Raw genomic sequence first — 24482 nt, forward strand, 5'->3', positions numbered from 1 at the left:
TCCAGCTGTCACTTCCGGGCATATACCATCAGATATTTAAAAAGATGCCTGGTCAGCGGCAGCGCATCCCTGAGATACCCTCGCAACGCGTCTGCAGAAGCAGACTTTTCTCCGTGGATCACATTTGCCTCTCCCAAAAACCACTCATACTGAATGGTAACTTCGCTGAATCCTGCCTTGTACAGAATGTCCCTGAGGTCTTCTTCACGGAAACCGCCTTCCTCATGTTTAAGATGTTCCGCTGCCCGCAATACACCCTTGTCAATATGGAAAAGGTCTTCCAGCTCCTGATCCTTATGGATTACCGCATCGATTTCACGCCTTACAAAATCAGAATATACCCCATCTTCAGGGAGCTGCGAGACCGCTTTCCAGAAATAGTAATTAGGATCCAGGTCCGAGTAGAACATGCCGCCTTTTTTAAGGACACGGCAGATCTCCTGAAAGGTGGGCAACAACGCATCGAGATGATGCAGGACCGCATAGGCCGTACAGACATCGAAAGACTCATCTGCAAATGGAAGATTGTCTGAAGGCGCCAACTGCACCTTCACATCTGCAGTTTCACTGCGTGTGTCGACTTTTTCCAGCATTGCCGGGGTAATATCAACCCCCCTGATCACCCTGAAATAAGGTTTGGCGATATCGATTATGAACCCCATTCCGCAGCCTATATCCAGGAGGCTCTCAGCCCCGGTTTTCCCCTGAAGGTCCTGAAGGATACGGCCCACACGCAGGATATTTTCCTGCCGGTAATGCGGCTCGGTTTCCTTATACTTGTCGACGAGGGCGGAGTGGAGCGATATATTGGCGCTTCTTACTTCTTCTTTGTTGTACATGCATCTGCCTTTCGGTGCTCTTCAGGATAATAAAACGCAGAACGTCCGGCCTGCCAATCCCTGCAGTTTTTACAGAGGTCATGGGTGAAATCACCTTCCCAGTGGCGCTTTCTCCTTTTGGCCAGCTCACCAAGCCAGACTTCCTTGATCGTCTGTGTTCGTATGTCTCCAGGGCTGTAGTTCCCTTCAAAATCAGCATCGCACTGGGCAAACCTGCCGGACCAATGGATAGATACAGTCCTGTTCAGCCATGGGCAGGGGAAATCCCTTGCGCTGTCAGGCAGGTTCAAATTCTTTGCCTCTACCCCTGCGCCCCACCCCAACTTCGGTCTGATCTTCACCACAGCGCCCCTGCCAAGCCAATACTCTCTGAACTGTTTCTCCTCATGTTCATTTTCTTCCATGACGATGAACTGCAGTATAACAACAGGCTTCGCAAGCTTTCTCTCCTTTTTGACCTCAAGGAGATATTCGATGTTCCTGACAGTTTCGGGGAAATCCCCCCCCACGCGAACCCTGTCATATGTTTCAGGTGTAAAGGCGTCCAGGCCGACGATGATCTCATCAACCCCTGACAAGATAAGCTTTTCGGACATGGCAGGGTCCATGAAGCGCGCATTTGTGTTCAGATGCACATTCAGTATCCCCTTGGCTTTTGCATAGCTTATCATCTCGACAAGCTTGTCTCCTACAAGGAGGGCCTCCCCCATAAGTGCAAGCCAGAGGTTGCTGGAGGGGCTCTCCTGTGCGATTTCATCAGCTATCTTTTTGAAAACCTCTATCTGCATCTCTCCGCGCTCCCTGACAAGTGTCGGCTGCGGGCACATGATACAGCGGAGGTTGCAATAGGATATGGTTTCGACCACGATATCTATCGGAAACGGGTTGTCTTTCAGGGTTTTTTTGACTGCTTCCAAGTTAGGCTTTTTCATCAAATTCTCCTTGCGGGTCATCTATGTTTAAGGTCTCGTCAATAAGAAACCGCGGTCTGTTCAACACTTCCTGGTATATGCGGAAAATATAATCCCCCACGATTCCCAGCGATAATAAAATCACCCCGCTCAGGAAAAAAATTGCAATAATAATGCTCGCATATCCTGAAACTGCAATGCCCAATGTTATTTTTTTGACAATGAAATACATCGCGATGGCAAAACTCATGCTCGCGATAAAAAAACCTGAATATATCATAAATGACAGGGGTACCATCGTATAGGTTGAAAGCGAATCGATCGCCATCTGGAAAAGTTTTAGGAAAGAATAGTTAGTCACACCTTTTGTCCGTTTGTTCTTTCTGACTTTCAGATAAGTCCTTGAGAACCCGACGAAGGCCATGAGAGGACCAAAAACTATCCTCCTCTCATGATATCTGTTAATGCTGCGGAGAACCTTGCGTGTGAACATCCTGAACGTCCCTATATTGGGCGGCGTGTTGGCCCCTGACAACCGGGCAAAAATAAAGTGAAATATCAGAGAGTTAAATTTCTTAAATAAAGAAGTTTCAGAATTCTCAATCTGGGTGAATACGATATCATATCCTTCCTTGATCTCATCATACAGTTTCTTGATGTCAGCAGGGTCGTCCTGAAGGTCTGCATCCATAAGTACCATATATTCTCCCGAGGCCTGCAAAAAACCGGCATTAATGGCAGGATGCTGTCCAAAATTGCGGGAAAATTTCATTAATTTGACACTCCTGTCGTTTCCCGCGATTTCTTTCAATAATGGAAATGAACGGTCAGTGCTTCCATCATCGACAAAAATGATCTCATAACTCCCGAGTTCTTTCAGTGCATGCGTAAGCCTGCTATACAGTTCAGGGATATTCTCTTCTTCATTGTAAATTGGAATGACTATCGAAAATTTCAGATCAGCCATTGACTATTTCCCGAAGGGATTCAACCACGCGCTGTATTTCATCCTCGCGGAGTTTCGGATAAAGCGGCAATGATATTGTCCTTGCCCCGATATCTTCGGCTACAGGAAAGTCTCCTTCCCTATACCCAAAAGTCTTCCGGTAATAGGAAAGCAGATGTATCGGACGATAATTGACGGCAACACCAATACCACGGCCCTGAAGTTTCAGGAGAATGTCATCCCGACTATCCGGTGCTGCGAGAATGGTAAATAGATGACGTGCATGGCGTGAGTCTGGCACTGTTCTTAGAAGCTCGATGCCGACTGTTCCGGAAAGCCCTTCTTCATACCTGCGCCAGATGCGATCTCTTGACTCCCAGCGTTCGTCTATCCGCCGGATCTGCCCGATCAAAAGCGAGGCATGGATATTATCCATATTGTATTTCCATCCGAGCATGGGCATATCCCAGTGCTGGTACTTCTTTGTATAGCGGTCTGCTGCAGACCGGTCTATGCCATGAGACCTCAGCATGCAAAGTGTTTCAGCCTTCTCCTGGTCAGACACACAGACAGCGCCACCCTCTCCGGACGTGATATTCTTTGTGGCATAAAAACTGAAGCAGGAGGCCTCAGCAAGATGACCAACCCTTATATCGCCCCGCTCTGCCTCAATTGCATGCGCCGCATCTTCAATCACGACAAGTTTGTATTTGTCAGCAATCGATCGGATCTTCTTCATGTCGCACATCTGGCCGTAAAGGTGCACAGGGATTATTGCTTTTGTCCTGTCGGTTAAGGCTTTTTCAATAAGTTCCGCATTGATATTGCCCGTATCCCTTTCAACATCAACAAATACCGGCTTAGCACCTGCATGAAGAATTGCATTGGCTGTGGCGCAAAAACTCATCGGTGTCGTTATGACTTCATCTCCCATGCCAATATCCAGCGCCAAGAGGCTCAGGTGAAGCGCGGCAGTGCAGCTGGTAAGCCCGACCGTATGATTCAAACCGGTATAGAGAGAAAAATCTTTTTCAAATTCCTTGACTTCCTGCCCGGTGGTAAGAAAAACAGAGCGCAGCACTGCGTTGGCACGATCAATATCAGCCTCTTCAATGTTATGGCGAAAAAACTCAATGGTATTATGCATGGCTGTATTTTAATTCAATATCAAACGGCATTGTCAAAAAGTTCCCGAAAAGAAAACCGGTATTAATCAGGGATTCCCCCTGTTTACCCTCATAAGTGCAAGTTCCTGAGAAAGCCTTTTCACCTGATCGGTCAGCGTTGACAATTTAATGGACAGATGAAGGCAGATGAGTAACAGAGAGAGCAGCCCGAAGAAAAAAAGCAGCGCTGAAGGCAGGATACCGCCGAGAAGCCTGCCAATAAAGACGAGCAGACTGTACCAAAGCGAAAGGACAACGATCATCAGGCCGGTCAGCATCCAGAACCATGCATACTCCTCTCTCAGCCTTTTCTTTCTCACCAGTTCTATGATGTAGAGAAAAAGCGTCACGCCGATAACAGCAGCCAGAATCTTCAGTTGTGTTGTCATGATTCTCTCCTGAACTCATATTTCCTCAATAAGGTCACAACAATGGACAGCATCATCTTGAATAAATAATAAACCGGCACGAGGCCGCTGTGCATGGTCTTCTTCTTGGTATTGGGGTTCATCTTTACCGGCACCTCCACAAATCTCAGTCCCTGCCGGTGCAGCATGATAAGCACATCGGCATCCGGAAAATCGACGGGATAGGCCTCACTGGCATAAAATTCCATGGCTTTTCTGTTTAATGCCTGAAAACCTGAGGTGGGATCAGTAACCTTCTGGCGAGTTAAGACCGATGCAAGACTGCTGAAAAACAGCACGCCGGTCTTTCTCGTGAAGGACAGATTATAGACCCCTTCCCCGAGAAACCGTGATCCTATGGCAACATCAGCCATGCCTGTCTGCACCTTTCTGATGATACCCGGAATGAAAGCAGGGTCATGCTGGCCATCAGCATCCATCTGAATCGCAAAATCGTACCCGTGCAGCAAAGCATACTGATAGCCTGTCTGAAGCGCGGCACCATATCCGAGGTTAAAGGGCAGTGCTATAACTACGGAACCGGTTTCACTGACTTTCTCCACAGTACTGTCTGAAGAGCCGTCGCTGATGACAACGATCTCCGCCGAACAATGCTCCCTGATTCCTGCAATAGTATCGGCTATCCTGTCCGCCTCATTGTATGCCGGTATCAAAACAGCAAAATCATTTTTTCTTATTGATTTCATATAAATTAGTCTCTGACCTTAGCATAACAGACTCCCTTCGAAATTTATTTTTATCAACCGGCATTGTCAAAAAGTTCCTGAAAAGAGAGCCGGTATTGATTAAAGAGCTCTCGAACCTCAGCTGTAGAAAGACGACGCATTGCTTGAACCTTGCGCCGCCGTGCGAACATCATGCGGAAGCCGGCAAAAGCCTGCCACATCCCCTGCAACAAAGCAACAACCAGCACCCACGAACTCGGTTCCGCATCAGGTTCTCCCGCTTTTTGACGCCAGTTGGCTTGAAAGAACGCCCGACCTTGATGTATATAACGTACCAACGTCATAAACGGCACAAGACAAAGGAGCGGGAAAGGAAACGATTTGAGCGCTACCCAGTAGTGGTTTCTCTCGACCAGCCGTAGTTTCAGTGGAGAGATTTCGCCTCCTGTCCGGGAATACTTGTGACGGACAATAGCATCAGCCGCAAGGACGGCGCTCCACCCGGCCAGACGCCCGCGCAGACCAAGATCCGTGTCCTCACAATAGGCAAAAAAATCGCTGTCAAAAAAACCGATTTCCCCGATCATAGCCCGCTTGTACAGAGCTGCGCAGGCGCTGGGCAAGAGGATAGGCACTACAGCGCCACAGCCAAGATCCGCAAACCGTGCTCCGCGCAGCGCCCCCCGTGTCATGCCATCCGGGCAGATTCGGATCCCAAATGAGTCAAGCCGTTGAGGGTCGGCGTAATTACAGATGCGGCTACCGACCATGCCAACGGCAGGGTGACTCGCCGCCACGGCAACAAGGATTTGCAACCAACAGGGGTCTACCCAAGTATCATTATTAAGAGTGACAAGATAATCACCTGCTGCATGGGCGGCGGCGACATTATTCCCTTCGGCAAAGCCGGTATTCTCGGGCAGCGGGACAACTTTCACCCATGGGTACCCGGCACGGACAAAATCTGCTGAACTATCTGTCGAGCCGTTGTCGACCAGAATAACCTCGAACTCTTTAAAGAGTTGGGCTGATAGGCTATCGAGACATTCAGTCAGATGATGTTTTCCGTTCCAGTTGACTATGAGCACTGAAACGAGCGGTTTCTGCCCTGTCACGCCTAAATGCTCCTGACAAACGAGCGAAATCCCTTCAGGAGCCTGTTGAGCATCGCAGGATTATGGAACACTCGACTAATGTAGCTGCCGATAATACGAGGCCTCAGGTAAAAATCCCGAATCATCTTTTTCTGAGCCTGTAATAGATCGCATTCAGTCAATCCAAAGGGAACAAAGACCGTATTAAGCAAATTCATCTTCTCCCAGTCCGCATCCAGGGTGCCGAATTCTCTTGCCCTAGCATGGAGCTCCGTCCCCGGAAAAGGCGTTAGCATTGTGACACTAATGTCGTCAAGTGGATTGCCCATGATGAAGTCATAGGTCAATTGCAGGGTTTTTTTCGTTTCGCCGGGGTGGCCAACGATAAAGAAACCCTTATTAAGCAGGCCGGCGTCGCGACTGATCTGCAAGGCTCGACGGATTTGTTGCAGCGTCACCTTTTTGTGAATTATATCGAGTATCTCCTGCGACCCGCTCTCGATCCCAAAACTGATCTGCCAGCAGCCGGCGCGTTTCATCAGGCGCAAATTTTCCTCGGACACCTGATTGACCCGGCCGAGACAAGACCAGGAAATATCCAGTTTCAGATCGATTAGATGATGACAGATCTCCACCAGTCGTGTATGAAAAGTGATGAAAGTATCATCCTCGAAACAGAACTCCCGCACCCCAAATTTGTCGTACAGCTCCACCATCATCTCCACGACATAGCTAGCAGAAAACATATGGCAGCTCGAGCCGAAGACGGAACGATCGCAAAAGATGCAGGTATTAGGGCAGCCGCGCGAGGTAACCAGCAACGCTGCCGGCAGACGCCGGGTCTTAAAGATTGGAGGGTAAAAGTGCTGAGGGAAACCTTCGAGCATATCCCAAGCGGGACGCGGGAGAATATCGAGAGTCTTCAGAAAGGGACGACGCGGGTTCATCTGCACACCTGATCCGTCGCGATATACAATCCCAGAGACAGCAGAAAGCGGTTTTACTTCGGATAGTGCCAGGAGCAGTTCAAGGACCGTCTCCTCCCCCTCGCCAATCACTGCAACATCAAAAACCGTAAAACGCTCCATAGTCTCGACCGGCACAGCCGAGATATGCGGTCCGCCAATAATCACTAAAAGCCCTGGCACCATCTTCTTCGAAGCCTCGGCAATTCTGGCGGCGTGAGATATTGAAAGAGTGGTAACAGAAAGACCGAGAATATCTGGTGCTGTCTCAACAAGTCTCTCAAGAAAAGAGACCTGGTCCAGATCAAGGGCAGCAGCATCAAGCAAAAATGTCTCGTGCGCATGCTGTCGGGTTACCGCCGCTAACTGCAAGATGCCAAGAGTTGGAGACGAGCTGCCGACGCCAGCCAGGGTTCCATAGCGTTTAGCCATACTGAGAGGTGGGGTCGCAAAAAGTATTTTCATTAATGGCCCGGCCGCTTCCTGATCTCATGTGTAAATACGATTTCTTCTGTCTCAGTCACGCACAATTTTCTCATAATTCAGCCTTATGAGCAATTTCATCGATGCCGCAACAGGAACTGCTCATCGTTCATTTCCTTAAAACAGCATATACACGCAGTTTATTATGGATAAACAGGTCGTTCGCTGAGGCAGCCGGAATGGGGAAATAGGAAATGCAGATGTCGCAGAACCCCAGACCAGCGAGATAGGGAACAATGTCGTTTTTCCCCCAGAATCTCACATGCGTTTTGTCATGAGCAAACCCCTTGCTGCCCGGAAGTTCAATCACGAGTCTGCCGTTATCCCTGAGCACCCGACGAATCTCGTGAAACAGACTGTCCGCATCATTGAGATGCTCAAGCACATTGTTCAACAGAACTCCTTCGAACAGATCCGCATCGAACGGAAGGTGAGCAACATCAGCCTGGACACAGGCGAGACCTTTATTTCTGCATTGGGCCACGCAATCAGCGTTTATATCCACGCCGACAGCCTCCGGATAATATGAAAGAAACTCGCCAATGCCTGATCCGATATCAAGAACCCGTCCTTTGAAAAAACGGACAATCGGCATCATAAAAAGCCTGCGTAACAGTATCCTGACAAAGCTCCTTTCAGAAAGATAGGCAAAATAGTCATCCGCCATAGATCATCCTCCGGTAAAGAGCGACATATCGTGAGGCAACGCTGTCTATGGAAAAACGCTCACGAATTGTATGGATGGCACTGTCTGCAAGCCGCGCGCAACATGCGTCGTCCTCAAGGAGTCTCAGGATAGCCTTTGCCAACTCATCATCATCACCTGACGGAACAATAATCCCATTTTCATTATCTTCTAATACGTCGACGGTACCTCCAATCCTGGTCGCTATAACCGGCAGCCTGCATGCCATGGCCTCGAGAAGGCTATTCGGCATTCCCTCTATATCCGACGTAAAAAGAAAAATGTCCGTTGCATGAAGATAATCAAGAATGTTCCGGACAAACCCCTGAAAGCGGACATATTCGCTGAGACCGAGATTGTCCGAAAGCTGCTTGAGGCTCTCCATAAGCTCGCCTTGGCCGAGGATCAGCACCTGAATATCCTGTCTGCAATTTATTATACGCGCGATTGCCTGAAGCAGCAGATCCACCCTCTTTCTTTGAACAAGCCTGCCTGAAAAGGTAATGACCTTTCTGCCAGGCTGAAGGGCCAACAGATCCTGAATTCTTTTTTTCTCATTTATGTCGCTCACAGGATAAAAAACAGCTGGCAGAATAAAGTTCGTCGTCTTAAATATCTTCTTCGAATCAAATCCGTCCTTCAGCAGATCACTCCTGATCTCATCAGTAATGGCAATGAACATGTCAACTTTTTTCAGAATCCGTATAAATACATTGCCTATTCCGAAATATTTCCATTTAAACGAACCGGCCTCAATATTCATCTTTGCGCCGGCAACCTTTGCAACAATCTTCTTTCCCATGAGTTTAAGTGGAACCGTATTGATAATTAGCGGAAGGCTTGCGCCGTGAAAATGCACGATGTCATAGGAGTTTCTTTCTCTAATCAAAGAACGTAATAGATTCACGCTGAAGCTAAGAGAAATGAGCAGATTTACAACCGATTTTGCTTCAAGGTCATGTTTTGTATTGTTGAGAGCCTTGATCCGAATGATCTCAATCCCGGCCACAGGCTTCCATGGAGGCATGCTACTTATTCGTCTACAGATCACCATGGTCTTAACCCCGACACTGTGCAAATACTCAGAAAGAAACACGGCCTGCCTTCCAACCCCACCGAGGGCAGGGTGGTAGAGAGGCGAGACCATGCAAACCCTAATCTGGCTGAGCATCAATAAATTTCCTGCGCCAGAGTTCGAGCAAGAGCAAGTTGTATATTTGAAAGTGCCAGTTCCATCCCTGAGCCGAATCCCGGGAGAAAATCCTTACTCACAGGAAATAAATACAGAATCATCGCCGTTATTCCAAAACAAAAATGTTATTTTCTCCTTGTTCATTCATAAATCCCTCAACACTTTGCCATACTGCGCTGCTATCGTCTCCGATCTATAACACTCGACCTTCTTCATTGCCTCACTGATATAACGTTCTCTTACCTCTGGATTGTTTAAAAGTCTCAGTAAAGCATCGGCAAGGGCTTTCTCCTCGGCTACAGGAACTATCAAACCATTTCTATCGTTTTCAATAATGTCTTCAATGCTTTCATAAGACCTCGTAGCAACGACAGGAAGACCGCACGCCATGGCCTCAACAATAACATTGCCGAATCCTTCGTAAAAAGAAGACAGGGCAAATACAGTTGAGCGTTTCATGTACTTAAACGGATTGTCTTTGTAACCCAAAAAAAAGACATTCTTTTCGATCCCAAGATCGCGGCACAACTGCTTTAGGTATTGTTCCTCCTCACCCTCGCCTAAAATGACCAATGCAGCTTTCAGATCCGCTTTTAAAAGCGAAAAAGCCTTCACCAGGCAACCAACATTTTTTTCACTTGACAGTCTCCCGACCGACAATATTATCGGAATATTCCCTTTAAATATGTTCTCCATCACATGCTCTTCAGAAAGACATCTGATCTTTTTCAAATCAAAAGGATTACTAATAACCTGTATCAAATTTCTGTCAATACCAAAGTTTTTTTCAAGATCATCAGCGACATCTCTTGATACTGCAACAACAGAGTCGGCATGGTTATAAAGCCTCTTTATGAGCACTCCAAGTGATCTTTCCCATTTGTCGGACGAATATTGCCGTGTCAGGGCTGTTAGTTTGGTATGAACCGATATGACCACACGGGCTCTTTTACCAGAAAGATAGTTGCCAACAATCGACACTATATTTGAGTAATCCATAAAACTCAATATGGCAGATGGACTTTCCTCCTTGAATATTCTGGCCAATTGGATAATAATCTTGAAAAACTTGAAGACCGTATACAACAGGCTTCCTCGCTCATGAACATGAAGATATCGACACCTGATATTGAAACCGGATTCGCCACATACCTCTTCCCCGAAAAGAACCAAAAACAATTCCAGTTCAGGCTCCGATTTGCGAAACGATTCCAGAAGTGTAGTTGCAACTCTCTCAGCTCCCCCACCTTTAAGTGAAGGGACAACAAATATAATCTTCTTCTGTTTTAGATGCATTATCATCGATTAGACAGGCGATCGAGTCACGGAACAAACAGGCACATAGTCCCGGCGAAATTTGCAAATGAACTGTGTTGTCGTATCTGCCGTCCTAAGATCTTGATATCAAGCGCTCCCTTAGAGCTACTGCAATAAGTTTCCAGTATGCGATCATCAGGCGTCTTGGCAGCAGCTTGTAAATCTCAGCAAGCGCTCGGTTATAATAACGGTTGGCAATGCTGGAATCGGCTGCATGCAGTGTGGACAACATAAAGGCACGATCTGATGCAGGAATCCAGCCCCGAGCTTTAAGACTTTTGGCAAGACTCAAGAAACGGGAAGGCGCTGATTCCTTTTCAGAAGAAGACAAAGCCACTACAGAAAACAACTCCAGGCACCTGACATAAAAATCATTCGCCTCTGCCTCATGAATTTCACGTGTAATGCGAGACCCTTGCCCGGGGTGACACCTCGCCTGCATGAGGGCATGTCGCATATGAACAAATCTGTATTTCTTCGAGAGCCTTACCCACATATCGTAATCCTGGGTCGTCTTAAGTCTTTCATTGAAGAGGCCGACATCATTAAAGCACAACCTCGGTATAAGCGTAGTGCATCCGTTAACAGGATAGGATGCTATCAGTAAATAAAGAAACTGCTCCGCAGCAAGATGCCCCAGCTGCCGAAGCCCTATTACTTCAGACTTAGCGTTAATGATGTAGTAATCTCCATAGAGGACTACAGGGTCAGTCTCTTGCTTCAGAGCAGAGACTTGTACAGCGAGCTTACTCGGAAGATACACATCATCATGACTCAACCAGGAAAAATAATCGCCTCTCATTTCCCTGATTCCAAGGTTTAAGGCAGTTGCAACTCCGCCATTTTGCTTGAACAAATAACGGATCTTATCGCCATACGATACAGCAATCTCCTCTGTCTTTCCCCCGTCGTTTGAGCCATCATTTATTACAATAACTTCAATATGTTTATACGTCTGCGCCAAGGCGCTGTCAATAGCCTCGCGGAGGTAAGTCGAGCCGTTATAAACAGGAATTATTATTGAGACATGAGGGGCGTCTCCGCAACCACTCTCAATATCTTCTTTCATTTATTGAGAATAACTTCTATATAAAGTTAGTATGTTTTGCATCTTTCTTGATACAGTAATTAATAAAATCATTCTTTTTCTCAAACATACACGGTAATTTGCAATAAACCCGCGGAGAGTGTTTCCGGTAAAATTGAATCTTCTCGCCGCCATGCCACAGCTCATCGAAACTTTGGTTTTTCAATGACCCTATATATCCAAGATTATTGTATGCAAGCATACAGCAGGTATAAACCTTAAGGTCGGCACCAATATAAGGGACAAGCTCCTTCATGGGGCAGAAGTCATAGTTCTGAACACCGTCAAAGAGATCGCCGATACGGTCATTGAAAAGGTTAAAAACAGTAAATTTTTCGTCTTCAAAATCCCGTTTCGCCTTTTCAGCAATAGTCTTTGCTTCATCAATGAGTCCGTCGAAGTATTTTATCCCCAGCGGGGTGAAAGCAGCGGATATTCGGAAATTATCAACCCCCAGCTCTTTAAACAGTTTGCACGCATCATATGTCTCCCTGTAATTTTCTCTGCTTATCACAAATCCTATGCCCAAAATAGTTCTGCATTTCTTCTGTGCAAATTTACTAATGCTTGCTATCACTCTATCAAAGACAGTCGCCTTTGTCCGCCGCAAAATAGAATAAGTTCCACTGTTAGCAGCGTCCATGCTGATACGAACCCATGCAACGTCAGAAAGCAGCTCTATAAGCTCATCATCAAGCGCCTGACCGTTGGATACCAACGCAAGATCCATTCCGTAAGAAATTGTCTTTTTAAATGCATTCTTAATGGCCGGATGGACAAGAGGCTCACCACCCCCTGTATATTGAATCGCCTTGACGCCAAGGCTATAGCAAGAGTCTATTATCTCAAGCAGTTTTTCATTCGACATTATGTCTTTTGGATTAAAATTCTGACTACTGGAGGATTCAGCCATCCTGTATGCACAGAAACTGCAATTTTGGTTGCATCGGTTAGATGGGATAAGGTGCACTTGCACGGGATCAGTCTGCTTCCCCGCAGCAAGCTCCTGAAGTTTTTCCATATGGTGTACGATCTTGTAAGGGCTATATTCTTCCTTAATCATGAATGCATTGCCTCCGTCCTTTATAGTAATACGGTCAAAATTACCGGCCCTTCCCGATCACCGCCTCCTTATGAAGCCTATCAGTCTCATGATGATACCAGACAGTCTTCTTGCGAATTTTCTGATGAATTTGCGAGCGGTGACAGCCGGCCACAATCCCTGATGGTCTAAGCGCGCGATATGCACCATGTACCAGCAACTGTTATAGAGAGGAAAAAGCCCAATCCGTTTTGCACCAATCACCATACCACCTGCTCTTTCAACAATCTGGCAGAACCAGGCCAATGAACGTCCAACACTACCGTGTTTCAGAGACGAAAGGGGAACTATATCGAGATTGTTATTCTTTGGGTCCAGCATGCAGGCAAACTGCAACGCAAAAATGCCTTTCTGTTTCAACGCCGGAACGATGCGTTTAATCTGATCTTCAAGATCACAGTCACTCATGTGTTGAGCAACAAGATTCGAAATAGCGAGATCAAACGTATCGGCCGGCAACAACGATAGGCTTGAGGGCAGCCATACTTCGGCAGCAACATCCTTAACCTTCTGAAGAGCGCTTTCAGAAATATCAAGGGCATGGACTATGCACTTTCTTCTTGCAAGTTCACGGGTACAGAAGCCAAGCCCAACGCCTATGTTGAGAACAACTGTTCCAGCGATTATTCTATCCGCGACCTCAAGATATTCCCAGACTTCCGGTCCCGCACTGCCCGTAAGCCAAAAAAGGAACCTGTCATTTACCCCCTGGTGATTCAGCTCCCACCATTTTTCTATGGTCACCGAATCGCCCGAATTGTCAGGTATAAATAGACTCACTTTAACCTCCCTGTCTTCTGCAGAACCATTTGCCTTATTCCCGTTGAACGAAGAGCAGACAGTATATGCGCTGACATACCGTCTCCTCTTAGTATCTATACAGTCTCAGATGCCATTCCGACTCCACTTTCTTTCGGTATTACAACATCCGCTTAAGTCTCCTGATACATGAATAAATCGTATGCGCAAGAAAATATGGTGGGCAATACCTGAAAGACTGCAAAAAAAATCTTGCGGATTCAGATCGATTTAAGCCGTTATTTTCAAAAATCGCTAAGGCATAGTGTAGGTATAATTTTGAAGCGCCAAGATGCTTGAAATAAAATGGAGAGACTCTGTCCTCCCGGAAGATTTTGGTGACATAGTAATGTATTGACGCATATACGCGATCCGTAGACTCCATTTTATTCCCTGCATGCGTTCTGATGATGCAAAGTGGCTCGGAAATAGCGCAGATTTTGAACACCTTTGAAATTCTGCGCCACATGTCAGTATCTTCAAAACGGTGCATTTTTTCATCAAAACCACCAACAACAACCATAACCTCTTTCCTGACCATGACTGTCGGAAGAACAACTGTACGCGGACAAAAAGCTATATTCGGGTAGAGCCAGCCAGAGTCTGTAGCAAGATAGTATGGTTTCGTCCCATTCCAATCCCCTGGATTGAAGATTTCGTTACCATTATCATCGATCACCCGCGCCGATGAATAAAGCATCCCAAACTCACTGTTATTGTCGAAAAATGCAACCTGTTTCTGAAGTTTATTTGGCATAAACATGTCATCAGAATCCAGAAATGCTATAAATTCACCACGCGCCTCACCTAACGCCCAATTACGCGCCCGAGAACGTCCCTGATTGCAGTGGTAAAAGTAGCGTATTTTGGGTGAGCTGAATTCATCAATAACATCGTGTGTATTGTCTGTCGAACCATCGTCGACGATAATTAACTCAAAGTCATCATACGTCTGACATAAAACGCTTGAAATCGCTTCCCTCAAAAGCGGCGCACGGTTATAGGTAGGAATAATGACACTTACCCTTGGCACATGTTCTTTGAGAGAGCTACTCGTTGATTCAGTCATAGCTAAATTTCTGATAGTCGCCAGAGACCGAGGCATTTATCACGATAGATACCATTTCCTTCGGTACAATTCTCATTGATCAACCTGAGTGGAACTGGAAGGTTGAATGGGGGCAGCGTGAGATTTAGGGGCCGCCAGGTCTGCTTCCCTGACAGATCACTATTTCTATATCGATCGGTAAAGGTCGTTGTCAACACAAAGGTAGCCCCGCTCATCCTGAAATTCCGGATGGCGGCGAGTGCCTGCGCGTTTGAAAGATGAACAAGGCAATCGCGAGAAAGGATGAGATCAGCTTGCGGCAATGCATCCGTCACAATATTCATACAAAGAAAATCTCGTTTTATATTAGCGTATTTTTGCCTGTTCGAATCAATTAATGCATCTACAATATCAATTCCAATGTATTTTTCAATACAAAAGTCAACTTTGCTAAACCAGTGGAAATCACCACAGGGGGCGTCCAATAGAGACTTTATCTGAAAGTCTTTAAGCAACTTCGGTATTTCACGACGAATGGCCTCTGTCTGGGCAAGGCTCGACCCTTCCCCCGATCTCGACTCCACACCCTCCCAAACGTTATTCTGATATATCTCTGTGAATTGATCTTGAAGATTCTTATTTCTGAACAGTCGGCTCCACGCTACTTCGCCAATTCTTACCAGGCTATTTATTCCGGGTTTGATAGCGATACAGAACCCTGATCGTTCAATCACCATCGAAAGTAACCCTATAGACCTCAACACTCTGAGTTTGGTAAGAATATTGAAAGCAGACAGAATCGGCCAATGCATCATTCTCTTTGACAGCTGTAGATTGCCGACATGATCAGCTGATTTGGTCAATGCAGCCGCTGCAGCCGAATGAAAACCTCTTTTGCTGAAATTAGAGGCTATTTGTGCGCATGCCAGCTCAGGTGACTCCCCTGTTGATATCACAATTTCTGCGGGAGATAAAGACGAAACAAAATCCGCAAGAAGTAAATTTAATTCTCTCATATGCAGCGGTTTCATCGACAGTGTGCCCTGAGCCGCATGAACGCGAGACTGGATCAGGCATTCCTCCATGTGGCTGAAACTAAATTTTGCTGCAAGCCTGAACCACATATCATAATCCTGAGTGGTGAGAAGAGATTCATTAAATAATCCACACGCGCAGAAGCATTGCCTTGGAATCAGGGCGGTACAGCCGTTAATGGGATGGCTTATCGTCAGAAAATATCTGAACTGTTCCGGTTCGATATGCCGAGTATGCGCCGAACCTATTAACTCTCCGTCGGCATCTATCAGATCGTAGTTGCTAAAAAGGATGATGTCATTCCGGTGGGCACGAATACCAAGAAAGCGTATCTGAGTCTCTATTTTAAATGGATAGTATATATCGTCATGACTTAACCATGAAAAGTAATCCCCGGTCATCTCCCTGATTCCCATATTGAGCGCCGAGGCAACTCCACCATTTTCCTTAAAGAAATAGCGTATTTTCTCGCCATAGCTTACGGCGATGGCTTCTGTTTTACCATCATCACAGGAGCCATCGTTAACAACGATAACTTCAGTGTTCAGGTAGCTCTGGGCAAGAGCGCTATTTATCGCATCCCGAAGATAATTTGAGCCATTAAAGACTGGGATGATAATGGAAACTTTCGGATTAAATTTCATATTAGCTACATTCCTCTTTACTATGTTTTCCCGCGATATCGTGGACCAACTGCTTGACCAGACATGCATTTTTCCTGCAGTCGACCTCTCGTCTTACCAAGTCAATGTTATAGCTTACAAACGCCGACGCCTGTGTGCCATCGCTACTAAGCAATGACAACGATGCTTGAGCTATAGCTTTCGGATCGCGTGGCGACACAAGAAAACCGTTTACTCCATCTTTAACCCATTCACCAATCTGCGGTATATCTCCCATGACCAGTGGAATACCACACGCCATCGCTTCAAGCATGCAATTCGGGAGCGAATCATTAGAGGAAATAGAAACAACTACATCAGCTGCCTGATAATAAATCGACATTGCCTCCCAGGGGACTTGTCCGTCATACCGCAGGTTATTTGCAATCCCAAGTTCGGTGCCCCGACGCAGATGCTGCTGCCATTCTTCGTCGCCCCCTGTTCCGGAAATAAACAGAAATAATGCATCCTGCATCTCGGTGATCACCGCTGCGGCTGCCTCAATGATGACATCGCTGTTGAGATATCCACCAAGCCCACGAGGGCAGAGAATGACCTTTCCGGACTCAATGCCAAGGCACTGGCGCGCATACTCCCGCGACGCCGGCTTAAAACGTTCCAGATCAACACCAGGATATCGAATCATATGTATCTTTTTCGAAGGAACACCGTATCCCTGACAGGCATCAAAAGCGGTCCGGGAGTTCACGGTCATGGCGGATGCACGGTTAACGCCATACTCTACTATTTTCTTTTTCAGGAGGCGATCCAGACCGCTCCAACGAGCCCACCAGATTACATCTCCATTCCAAAACGTTATCATCAAGGGAATCTTTCGAGAGAGAATAAATGAAAGATAAGAAGGGTAGAGAAGCGTCTGCAGAAATATAATATCGGGATTAAACTTCTTTGTATAATCCCGTGTCAGTTGCGTGTCCGCAATCCAACGGTAGCACTCATACAATGTGGTTCTCCAATCACAGAAACGCATCAGAAAAAAAAGCAGGCCGGTCAGTATACCGCGCACCGTTTTTCGAAAAAGCGACATTTCAGACAAGTGCTGTCTAACGAGTCCGGTATCGCTTAAATATAGGTTTTCTGCATTATTAAAATCGTATTTATAGTTAGAAATAACTCCTACTTCAAAAGTAGGATCATTAGTAAAGATCTGTATGCGACGACGGGCGTGGATAGAGTCACCCCAGGCAAAAAAGAGAACCCTTGTTTTTTGTGCGGCATTGCGGCTCATGAATTTTTCCCTGCCAAAATTTCATTCACATATTCTTCTGTCTGAGTACACATTTTTTGAAGCCCAAATATATCAGCAATTCTCTTCCTGTTCGCTTCACCTACCACTCGTCTTACCTCTGGATGCGCGGCAAAAAAAAGGATCCTTTCCGCCAATAAGTCGGCACAGCCCGGAGGAACGAGATACACTTCCCCCTCCTTTCCCAGTGCTTCCCTTATGCCAGAGACGTCAGTGCCGACGACAGGCAGTCCAGACGCCATGGATTCCAAAACACCATTCGGAAGCCCTTCACTATAAGAGGTTAATATGCTTAAATCAACAGAACCTAATAGTCCGGAAATGTCTTGTACCTGACCCAGAAATATCACACTATATTCAATGCCTAAATTTCGAGTTAAATCCATCAGGGATTGATAGGTGGAGAAAAATTGACCTGCAAGCACTAAGACAGCATTCATCTTCGCTGCCTTCAACTGCCCTACGACAATGCTCCACGCATTCAATAGGGTAACGTGATCTTTACCTTGATGCAAATTTGCTACCATACAAGCGATAAAATCATTTTCACCAATCTTCAGGTTTTTTCGCCATCTAAGCTTGTCTTCTTTAGGGTCAGCTAACTCAACACCATTATGAATTATCCTGATTTTGTCCGCTTTTACGCCAAAGGCATTGCGCAAATAATGAGCTCCCCTCTCTGAGTTTGAAATAAACCATTTGGCGAAGTATTTTGCCGCAATATAATCAAAGGGCTGCAATTTCTCACTACCGCTTCTTCTCTGACTCCAGATGAATGCCCTTACCCCAGCAAACCGTGATGCAAAACTACACATTATGTTAGGAGGTGTGGTATAACCAAACAGAATCTCAGTACGGTTCCGTTTCAGTATTTTTATAATTGCAAATGTTGATCTGATAATTGATAAAAAAGAATGCGATACTATCTGTTTTTTATCATCAATCATACCCCAAGGTATACCGTAGTCATCGCACAATACTGACGCCAATCCGGGAGTGTTAAAGGCCAGCACCTTGACATCGGCGCCTTTATTGTTTTTGAAATAACGCGCCAAGGCTATTGCCTGCCGCTCAGCCCCCCCAAGTTCCAGAGTCCAGAGAAGAATTACAATCCGCTTTCCCGCAAGATTATTTTTAGCCGCATCACCCACGTTAAACATCATTAGCTAACCCATACAGTTCACTTCAGATCTATGTAACTGTAACCATTCCTCCAGAAACAACAACAGCCAAATTTGATGGCTCGTGTTCCGATCCAAAAGTTGTTTGACAATTTCGGGCTCAAAGAGCTCAAAGATTATTGAATGAGGATTAAGCAGTTTTTCATGTAGATATGCGTTCAGTGCACCATTAGTCGTGAACCATTTTATTATCGGAATACCAAATCCCATCTTTGTTCGATGCAAGAGCGCATGGGGATAATATTCTTCAAGGGTTTTTTTTAGCAAGAGTTTTCCGCGCCACTCTCCGCAAGCGTCTTTCCCGATATTCCATGACTCAGGTATCGTGGCAGCAAACTCGACCACTTTTCTGTCGACAAAAGGGGTCCTAACTTCAAGGCTATTCATCATGCTGGCGGCATCAATTTTAGCAAGTATGTCGTAGGGTAAGTAGGTTCTCATATCCATGTATTGCACCTTATTTGAATTACTATAATCCTTCACCCGCTCGAACTCCTTCTCGAAAAGATCAAGCCGATTCTCCGTCACACATTTAAATTCTTTCCTCCACAATCTTCTTCGCACATGAGTCGGCATATAATTAATGCATGACAGCCAGTTTTCCAAGCTTGCTCCAAACGGCGAAGATAGAGGGTGGCGATTTGGCAATAATCTCCGCATGAGTGCATATATTCCCCCCCACCACCACCGTCTATTATCAACCGGGGGCTGCTCCAGATATTTCATCCAGGTGAAGTATGAGTGATAGCCTGCAAATGCCTCGTCTCCACCGTCACCCGAAAGAACCATCGGCACGTATTTTCTAGCCATCTTACAGACATGGTAGGTAGGGATAGCTGAGCTGTCGCCGAACGGCTCACCATAATGCTTTACCAATTCAGGTAATATCTCTAATGCATTTGGATTCACTATCTCGAAATGATGTTTCGTTCCCCAGCGTTTTGCCACAAGCTCAGCATATTTCAATTCATTGAACTCATCCTCCTTAAAGCCAATGCTGAAAGTCTTAAATTGATGACCGAGTTCCTGTGCCATATAGGCAACTATTGCACTTGAGTCCACGCCGCCGGAAAGAAAGGCTCCGAAAGACACATCAGAAACCAGATGGGCCTTAACAGATTCACGCAGCACTGCTTGCAGTTCCTCCGTCCATTGCACTTCACTCTTTCTGTGATCAGGTCGAAACTCTAACCTCCAGTATTCCTCAGGCTCTGAAACATGGCCATCAAATGTAATGCTTATGCGGTGTGCCGGAGGAAGTTTCTTTATCTGTTTATAAATGGAGTGCGGCGCGGGTATGTACTGCAGCCACAAATACTGATCAAGTCCCTGCAGATCCAAATCAAGCCGAATACCCTCGATTTGTCTTAACGCCTGAATCTCCGACGCAAAGGCAACCACATCTCCTCCTACATAATATACAAGCGGTTTAATGCCAAAATAGTCACGGGCCAAAAACACCTTTTTCCTTATTATGTCAACAATCCCAAACGCAAACATCCCGCGAAAACGTTTAACGCACTCGTCCCCCCATTCCTCATAAGCATGAACGATTACTTCCGTGTCGGACGAACTTTGGAATCTGTGACCCTTCTCACAAAGCAAGGCGCGAAGCTCTCGGTAATTATAGATCTCTCCATTAAAGGTAATCCATACAGTCTCGTCTTCGTTACACATCGGCTGCCCGCCCGTTTTCAGGTCAATAATGGATAGTCTGCGGTGCCCAAGAGCTACATTATCGTTCAACCAAATTCCCTCACCGTCGGGTCCCCTGTGGGCAAGAGATCGAGTCATGCGCTCAATGTCTTGTCTTCGCACACATTCTTTTAGTCTAATGATTCCGGCAATACCGCACATGCCTATCTACGATCCTTCCACGAGATCACTCACCAGTAGATATTAATAACCGTTTTAAAGTGACGAATGCTTTTCTGCACTATCTTGCCCATAAAATATTTAAATATCCAATAGGGAAGAAGAATGAAAAAACTCATATTCCTCGGATAAGAAAACAATAATTTCAAAATAATACCGACAATCGTACCGCAGGCTTCCTGCTGATGTTTTAATTCGAGCAAGCAAAGTATTTCATTCTTTATTACTCCGATGATAACAGGCCCGTGATTGCGATACATGTGCTCGTCTTGATACAGGGGTTTCAAAAAAAGTAAATCACTCATCAAACGAGTCGAAAGCGGTGCTAATGACCAACTGCCACCGGGGCGAATTCTATAAGCACCGAGCTTCTCATTTATGCAGTACAAGATACCGTGCAATGTAATCAAAAGATCGAGCCCGCTATGCCTACTATTTCTGGCAAACCAGTCAGGAGGGTTAACGAGTATCTCCCTTCTGAATACCAATGAATTGCTTGGCGACATGCCGAAGGGGACAATATCTTCAGTCCTGATTTCAGGTTTAACTTTTTTATTGTAGAAAGCAAAATAATCAACGGAAATGATCTGCCCATTATCGTCGACGATAATTGCATTTGAGAAGCATCCAGCTAAATCAGTATTATTTTCAAGTGCGTCCACCTGTCTCTGAAGCTTGCTCGGATCAGTCCAGAAGTCATCGCCTTCAAAATAGGCGATATATTTCCCTGACGGCGCAGCCATCAGATCCATCCAGTTCTGCGCAGCCCCCACATTCCGTTCCTGGAGAATGAGCTTAATGAATGCTGGATAGTTACGTGCATACTCCAATACTATCTCCCTTGTCCCGTCTGTCGAAAAATCGTCCGCGACTATCAGTTCCCAAGTAAAATTCACCTTTTGCATCAATACACCATCTATGGCTTCTCTGATGTATTTGGCATGATTATACGTAATTAAACAGACTGAAAGTAGCGGCTCACTCATTCTTGTGACCCTTTTTACACATCAAGAAAATACTTGAACAGAAATCAGGATATTGCTGTCCCAACTGATAACAGCCCTCAAGATATTCTTTAGAGATGATGTCCGTGTGCAGCAATTTATCCCACTGGAAGTTCGCCAAAGCCTTAAAAAAGATACCTGACCGATGCACCACCTTCAGCCCAGCCTCTACAGCATCCCTTTCCAAAGTATCCAATGAATAGGTGCGACGATGCCCATGCTCTGCCTCTGCCCGAGTAACGGCAGCATTATGAGAGATTAATCCCATCTTGACGGCGATCTGCCGGGAAGGAGCGTTCGCATTGGGACAAACTAGAAAAAACCTGCCGTTCTCCGCCAGCCACTCATCGTTGACGCGTTTCATTATCATCACAGGATCATCCAAGTGTTCCAACACATGGGTCATTACGATATTGTCATAGTGCATGGGCAGGGTCGCATTTTCGAAAAGTGAATGCACGAACTTCACCTGTTCACCAAGTTTCTTTTTGGCTTCCACAACGGCGACATCCGATGCTTCAACGCAGGTAATATCATCGAAGTAGGAGAGAAATCTTCTGGTGAAGTTGCCCTTATAGCTTCCCAGTTCCAGCAGGCTCCCCTTATTGAAGAAAGGCTCAAACGATTTGATCATATAGGGATGCATCACGTCGAAATCGAAGTTATAGGCATATTTTTCATTTTCGGAATTATCCGAATCATCCAACTCGTCGTTATAGTTCCTTCCCATGATCATTCTTTCCCCTCATCGGTACCGTCATATAATTCCGCAGCACGTGCCAAGCAGTCAACCGCTTTCACTATTCATCCAAAACGGCAAGACCAAACCCGGATCTGCCGAATTCATTGCCGTTGTAAAGCATATAAACTATTTCTCCAGACTTGAAAACGTGGGGATAACATTGCATCTGAGAATCCCATCCATCCTCGGAAACATCTATACCAGCATTGCTATCATCTCTTTTCCAATTGACTAAATCATCCGAATAGGCATAACCAATCCTATAAGAATTATCGCTTTGCGTTCTGAAGTCGTGCGCTTGCCTATAGCAAAAATACATATGATATATCTCGTTTCGGTGAAAGACCGTCGGCAGTGCCTGGCACTCGTCTGCATTCAGCCTGTCCGCGATTATCTGCCTGCCCTCTCTCAGCCAATTCATGCCATCTTCAGACGTTGCATGTGCGATCTTATATACCCGTTCGGGCTGGTCTGAATCCACAAATTTCTTCCACGCTGTGCCATGAATGTACCACATGTGATATCGTCCTCCATACACAGCCACACACGCATCACCGATCAAAAAGGGTTCATGAAGCGACGCAGCCATGATCGGGCCGTTCCCGTGCTTCTGGAACGTATAACCGTTATCATGACTGATCGCCAGCCCGATGGCAGCATCTGCGGGGACTGAGATCTTTCTGTTCCAGCCCGTTGTATAGGCAAGCACCCTGTCCTCCTCTTGCAGCACATTGATCGGAAATATCCCATGCTCATCAAAACAGCCCAGCCTGCCCAGTTCGATCACTGTATGCTTTGAGATGCCAATAATGTTTCGCATATCTGCATCAAAATCGACGAAGGCCACGTGACTTAAGAATTTTCCGGCAGAATCTCTCTGCCTTGTAGAAAAATAGACTCTTACCCGATCGCACAGGACCAATGCTTGAGGTGCCTGTGCGAATTCGGCACATCCGTGGGGAAGCGAATGCTCCGTCGGATCAAATATCTTTCCTGATTTCACCCAGTGCAATTGTCACTCCAATGCCAGGCGCCGTCCAATTTCGCCAATCCGATACCGGCCAGCCCCATGCCATTGCCCTGGTACAGCATGTATGTTTCTCCATCGAGCATGAACAGATGCGGGTAACTCACCATTTCCGAATCCCATCCTTCTTCAGAGACGTCCAATCCGACGAGCTCATCGCGTCTGCACCAATTGATCATGTCGTCAGAGCATGAGTACCCGATCCGGTACCCGCCCTCTTTACTCTTGTAGTTATGGCTAGGCCGGTAAGACATGAACATATGGTATTTCCCATCACGATATGTCACATCAGGACATGCCTGGCACTCATGCGCACCCAACCTGTCCGGGATCAGATCTCTTCCAAGCTTGCTCCAGTTAATGCCGTCATCAGAAGATGCCATGCGTATCTTATAGACCGGCTCAGGTTTACTGTCTGTCTTCAGCCATTCTTTACCGGATACATACCACAGATACCATTTTTCTCCGTATTTTCTGATCCTGGGACTGCCAAGCAAGAATGGCTCATCAGGACTGTAGGAGAGGACAGGTCCATCTCCCAGTCTGGCAAATGAGTCGCCGTTATCGTGGCTTATTGCCAGTCCTATAGCTCCGTTGAACGGCACAGACTCACATCGGGTCCACCCTGCGTAGTACACCCGCACCTGATCCTGATAGCGGATCACAGAGATCGGGTTCGTCCCGAACTCATCGAATGTCCCATATGCGCCCAAGCTCAAGATCGGGTTACTGCAGATATTGATGACCTTCAGCAGGTCCCAGCGGTCCAGGTCAATGTAGGTCAGATAACTAAGATACTGGCCAGCCGAAGCAGGCGCAGGCCTCGAACAAAAATAGACCCGGACATGTCTTTCGTATAGGAGCGTTGAAGGGGATTGTGCAAACTCCTGCAGCCAGCTTTCATTTACATGTTCTCGCGGATCAAAGATTTTTCCGAGCTTTTCCCAGTGAAACATTAAGACT

General features: G+C 46.2%; 23 protein-coding genes. All 23 read right to left on the reverse strand.

Translation table 11 applies throughout. The features are described 5' to 3' along the window. Positions 1-8: 8 nt before the first annotated feature. The 23 genes from HZB62_09925 to HZB62_10035 all read right to left on the reverse strand — a co-directional run bounded on the left by HZB62_09925 (position 9) and on the right by HZB62_10035 (position 24475). Positions 9-839 carry a class I SAM-dependent methyltransferase gene (locus HZB62_09925; protein ID MBI5075464.1) on the reverse strand — a complete coding sequence of 277 codons (831 nt, stop codon included), beginning with the start codon at positions 837-839 and terminating at the stop codon, positions 9-11. Beyond that, positions 818-1771, reverse strand: coding sequence for a radical SAM protein (locus HZB62_09930; GenBank protein ID MBI5075465.1), 954 nt, complete (start codon positions 1769-1771; stop codon positions 818-820). The genes HZB62_09925 and HZB62_09930 overlap by 22 nt, the downstream gene beginning before the upstream one ends. Further along, entirely contained in the window at positions 1758-2717 is a 960-nt protein-coding gene (locus HZB62_09935; GenBank protein MBI5075466.1) for a glycosyltransferase family 2 protein, read from the reverse strand. Before HZB62_09935 ends, HZB62_09930 begins: the two co-directional genes overlap by 14 nt. Next, positions 2710-3843: a DegT/DnrJ/EryC1/StrS family aminotransferase gene (locus tag HZB62_09940; GenBank protein MBI5075467.1), complete on the reverse strand. Its 1134-nt coding sequence runs from the start codon at positions 3841-3843 to the stop codon at positions 2710-2712. Before HZB62_09940 ends, HZB62_09935 begins: the two co-directional genes overlap by 8 nt. 66 nt (positions 3844-3909) lie before the next feature. Continuing rightward, the gene (locus HZB62_09945; GenBank protein MBI5075468.1) at positions 3910-4251 is read right to left on the reverse strand and encodes a DUF2304 domain-containing protein; all 342 of its coding nucleotides are present in this window, start codon (positions 4249-4251) and stop codon (positions 3910-3912) included. Beyond that, entirely contained in the window at positions 4248-4976 is a 729-nt protein-coding gene (locus tag HZB62_09950; protein ID MBI5075469.1) for a glycosyltransferase family 2 protein, read from the reverse strand. The genes HZB62_09945 and HZB62_09950 overlap by 4 nt, the downstream gene beginning before the upstream one ends. Before the next feature lie 53 nt (positions 4977-5029). Further along, complete coding sequence (locus tag HZB62_09955) at positions 5030-6070, reverse strand: glycosyltransferase family 2 protein (GenBank protein ID MBI5075470.1); 1041 nt, start codon at positions 6068-6070, stop codon at positions 5030-5032. A 2-nt stretch (positions 6071-6072) separates the two neighbouring features. Next, positions 6073-7479: a radical SAM protein gene (locus HZB62_09960; protein ID MBI5075471.1), complete on the reverse strand. Its 1407-nt coding sequence runs from the start codon at positions 7477-7479 to the stop codon at positions 6073-6075. Positions 7480-7606: 127 nt separating this feature from the next. Further along, positions 7607-8164 carry a class I SAM-dependent methyltransferase gene (locus HZB62_09965; protein ID MBI5075472.1) on the reverse strand — a complete coding sequence of 186 codons (558 nt, stop codon included), beginning with the start codon at positions 8162-8164 and terminating at the stop codon, positions 7607-7609. Next, positions 8154-9329 (reverse strand): glycosyltransferase family 4 protein, encoded by a 1176-nt coding sequence (locus HZB62_09970; protein MBI5075473.1) that lies wholly within the window; start codon positions 9327-9329, stop codon positions 8154-8156. Before HZB62_09970 ends, HZB62_09965 begins: the two co-directional genes overlap by 11 nt. 189 nt (positions 9330-9518) lie before the next feature. After that, positions 9519-10670: a glycosyltransferase gene (locus HZB62_09975; protein ID MBI5075474.1), complete on the reverse strand. Its 1152-nt coding sequence runs from the start codon at positions 10668-10670 to the stop codon at positions 9519-9521. A gap of 94 nt (positions 10671-10764) precedes the next feature. After that, on the reverse strand, positions 10765-11760 hold the full coding sequence (locus HZB62_09980) for a glycosyltransferase (protein ID MBI5075475.1): 996 nt from the start codon (positions 11758-11760) through the stop codon (positions 10765-10767). 16 nt (positions 11761-11776) lie between these two features. Next, positions 11777-12841 carry a radical SAM protein gene (locus HZB62_09985; GenBank protein ID MBI5075476.1) on the reverse strand — a complete coding sequence of 355 codons (1065 nt, stop codon included), beginning with the start codon at positions 12839-12841 and terminating at the stop codon, positions 11777-11779. 57 nt (positions 12842-12898) lie between these two features. Then, a complete protein-coding gene (locus HZB62_09990; GenBank protein MBI5075477.1) occupies positions 12899-13660 on the reverse strand; it encodes a class I SAM-dependent methyltransferase in 762 nt (253 codons plus the stop codon). 139 nt (positions 13661-13799) lie between these two features. Further along, positions 13800-14747 (reverse strand): glycosyltransferase family 2 protein, encoded by a 948-nt coding sequence (locus HZB62_09995; protein ID MBI5075478.1) that lies wholly within the window; start codon positions 14745-14747, stop codon positions 13800-13802. A 2-nt stretch (positions 14748-14749) separates the two neighbouring features. After that, a complete protein-coding gene (locus tag HZB62_10000) occupies positions 14750-16405 on the reverse strand; it encodes a glycosyltransferase (protein ID MBI5075479.1) in 1656 nt (551 codons plus the stop codon). A 1-nt stretch (position 16406) separates the two neighbouring features. After that, entirely contained in the window at positions 16407-17672 is a 1266-nt protein-coding gene (locus tag HZB62_10005) for a glycosyltransferase family 4 protein (GenBank protein ID MBI5075480.1), read from the reverse strand. Beyond that, positions 17669-18841 (reverse strand): glycosyltransferase, encoded by a 1173-nt coding sequence (locus HZB62_10010; GenBank protein ID MBI5075481.1) that lies wholly within the window; start codon positions 18839-18841, stop codon positions 17669-17671. The genes HZB62_10005 and HZB62_10010 overlap by 4 nt, the downstream gene beginning before the upstream one ends. Positions 18842-18856: 15 nt before the next feature. Further along, positions 18857-20728: an asparagine synthase (glutamine-hydrolyzing) gene (gene asnB / locus HZB62_10015; protein ID MBI5075482.1), complete on the reverse strand. Its 1872-nt coding sequence runs from the start codon at positions 20726-20728 to the stop codon at positions 18857-18859. Positions 20729-20757: 29 nt separating this feature from the next. Further along, positions 20758-21732 carry a glycosyltransferase gene (locus HZB62_10020; protein MBI5075483.1) on the reverse strand — a complete coding sequence of 325 codons (975 nt, stop codon included), beginning with the start codon at positions 21730-21732 and terminating at the stop codon, positions 20758-20760. Further along, positions 21725-22486, reverse strand: a complete 762-nt coding sequence (locus tag HZB62_10025; protein ID MBI5075484.1) for a class I SAM-dependent methyltransferase — start codon at positions 22484-22486, stop codon at positions 21725-21727. The genes HZB62_10020 and HZB62_10025 overlap by 8 nt, the downstream gene beginning before the upstream one ends. 64 nt (positions 22487-22550) lie before the next feature. Then, positions 22551-23504: a hypothetical protein gene (locus tag HZB62_10030; protein MBI5075485.1), complete on the reverse strand. Its 954-nt coding sequence runs from the start codon at positions 23502-23504 to the stop codon at positions 22551-22553. Beyond that, entirely contained in the window at positions 23492-24475 is a 984-nt protein-coding gene (locus HZB62_10035) for a glycosylase (GenBank protein ID MBI5075486.1), read from the reverse strand. The genes HZB62_10030 and HZB62_10035 overlap by 13 nt, the downstream gene beginning before the upstream one ends. Positions 24476-24482: the final 7 nt, after the last annotated feature.

Source organism: Nitrospirota bacterium (assembly GCA_016214855.1).
Classification (GTDB): Bacteria; Nitrospirota; Thermodesulfovibrionia; order Thermodesulfovibrionales; family UBA6898; genus UBA6898.

Coding starts and splice junctions, on each gene's coding strand:
- HZB62_09925 (MBI5075464.1), bottom strand. CDS start 839: ATGTACAACAAAGAAGAAGTAAGAAGCGCCAATATATCGCTCCACTCC.
- HZB62_09930 (MBI5075465.1), bottom strand. CDS start 1,771: ATGAAAAAGCCTAACTTGGAAGCAGTCAAAAAAACCCTGAAAGACAAC.
- HZB62_09935 (MBI5075466.1), bottom strand. CDS start 2,717: ATGGCTGATCTGAAATTTTCGATAGTCATTCCAATTTACAATGAAGAA.
- HZB62_09940 (MBI5075467.1), bottom strand. CDS start 3,843: ATGCATAATACCATTGAGTTTTTTCGCCATAACATTGAAGAGGCTGAT.
- HZB62_09945 (MBI5075468.1), bottom strand. CDS start 4,251: ATGACAACACAACTGAAGATTCTGGCTGCTGTTATCGGCGTGACGCTT.
- HZB62_09950 (MBI5075469.1), bottom strand. CDS start 4,976: ATGAAATCAATAAGAAAAAATGATTTTGCTGTTTTGATACCGGCATAC.
- HZB62_09960 (MBI5075471.1), bottom strand. CDS start 7,479: ATGAAAATACTTTTTGCGACCCCACCTCTCAGTATGGCTAAACGCTAT.
- HZB62_09965 (MBI5075472.1), bottom strand. CDS start 8,164: ATGGCGGATGACTATTTTGCCTATCTTTCTGAAAGGAGCTTTGTCAGG.
- HZB62_09970 (MBI5075473.1), bottom strand. CDS start 9,329: ATGGTCTCGCCTCTCTACCACCCTGCCCTCGGTGGGGTTGGAAGGCAG.
- HZB62_09975 (MBI5075474.1), bottom strand. CDS start 10,670: ATGCATCTAAAACAGAAGAAGATTATATTTGTTGTCCCTTCACTTAAA.
- HZB62_09980 (MBI5075475.1), bottom strand. CDS start 11,760: ATGAAAGAAGATATTGAGAGTGGTTGCGGAGACGCCCCTCATGTCTCA.
- HZB62_09985 (MBI5075476.1), bottom strand. CDS start 12,841: ATGATTAAGGAAGAATATAGCCCTTACAAGATCGTACACCATATGGAA.
- HZB62_09995 (MBI5075478.1), bottom strand. CDS start 14,747: ATGACTGAATCAACGAGTAGCTCTCTCAAAGAACATGTGCCAAGGGTA.
- HZB62_10000 (MBI5075479.1), bottom strand. CDS start 16,405: ATGAAATTTAATCCGAAAGTTTCCATTATCATCCCAGTCTTTAATGGC.
- HZB62_10005 (MBI5075480.1), bottom strand. CDS start 17,672: ATGAGCCGCAATGCCGCACAAAAAACAAGGGTTCTCTTTTTTGCCTGG.
- asnB (MBI5075482.1), bottom strand. CDS start 20,728: ATGTGCGGTATTGCCGGAATCATTAGACTAAAAGAATGTGTGCGAAGA.
- HZB62_10020 (MBI5075483.1), bottom strand. CDS start 21,732: ATGAGTGAGCCGCTACTTTCAGTCTGTTTAATTACGTATAATCATGCC.
- HZB62_10025 (MBI5075484.1), bottom strand. CDS start 22,486: ATGATCATGGGAAGGAACTATAACGACGAGTTGGATGATTCGGATAAT.
- HZB62_10035 (MBI5075486.1), bottom strand. CDS start 24,475: ATGTTTCACTGGGAAAAGCTCGGAAAAATCTTTGATCCGCGAGAACAT.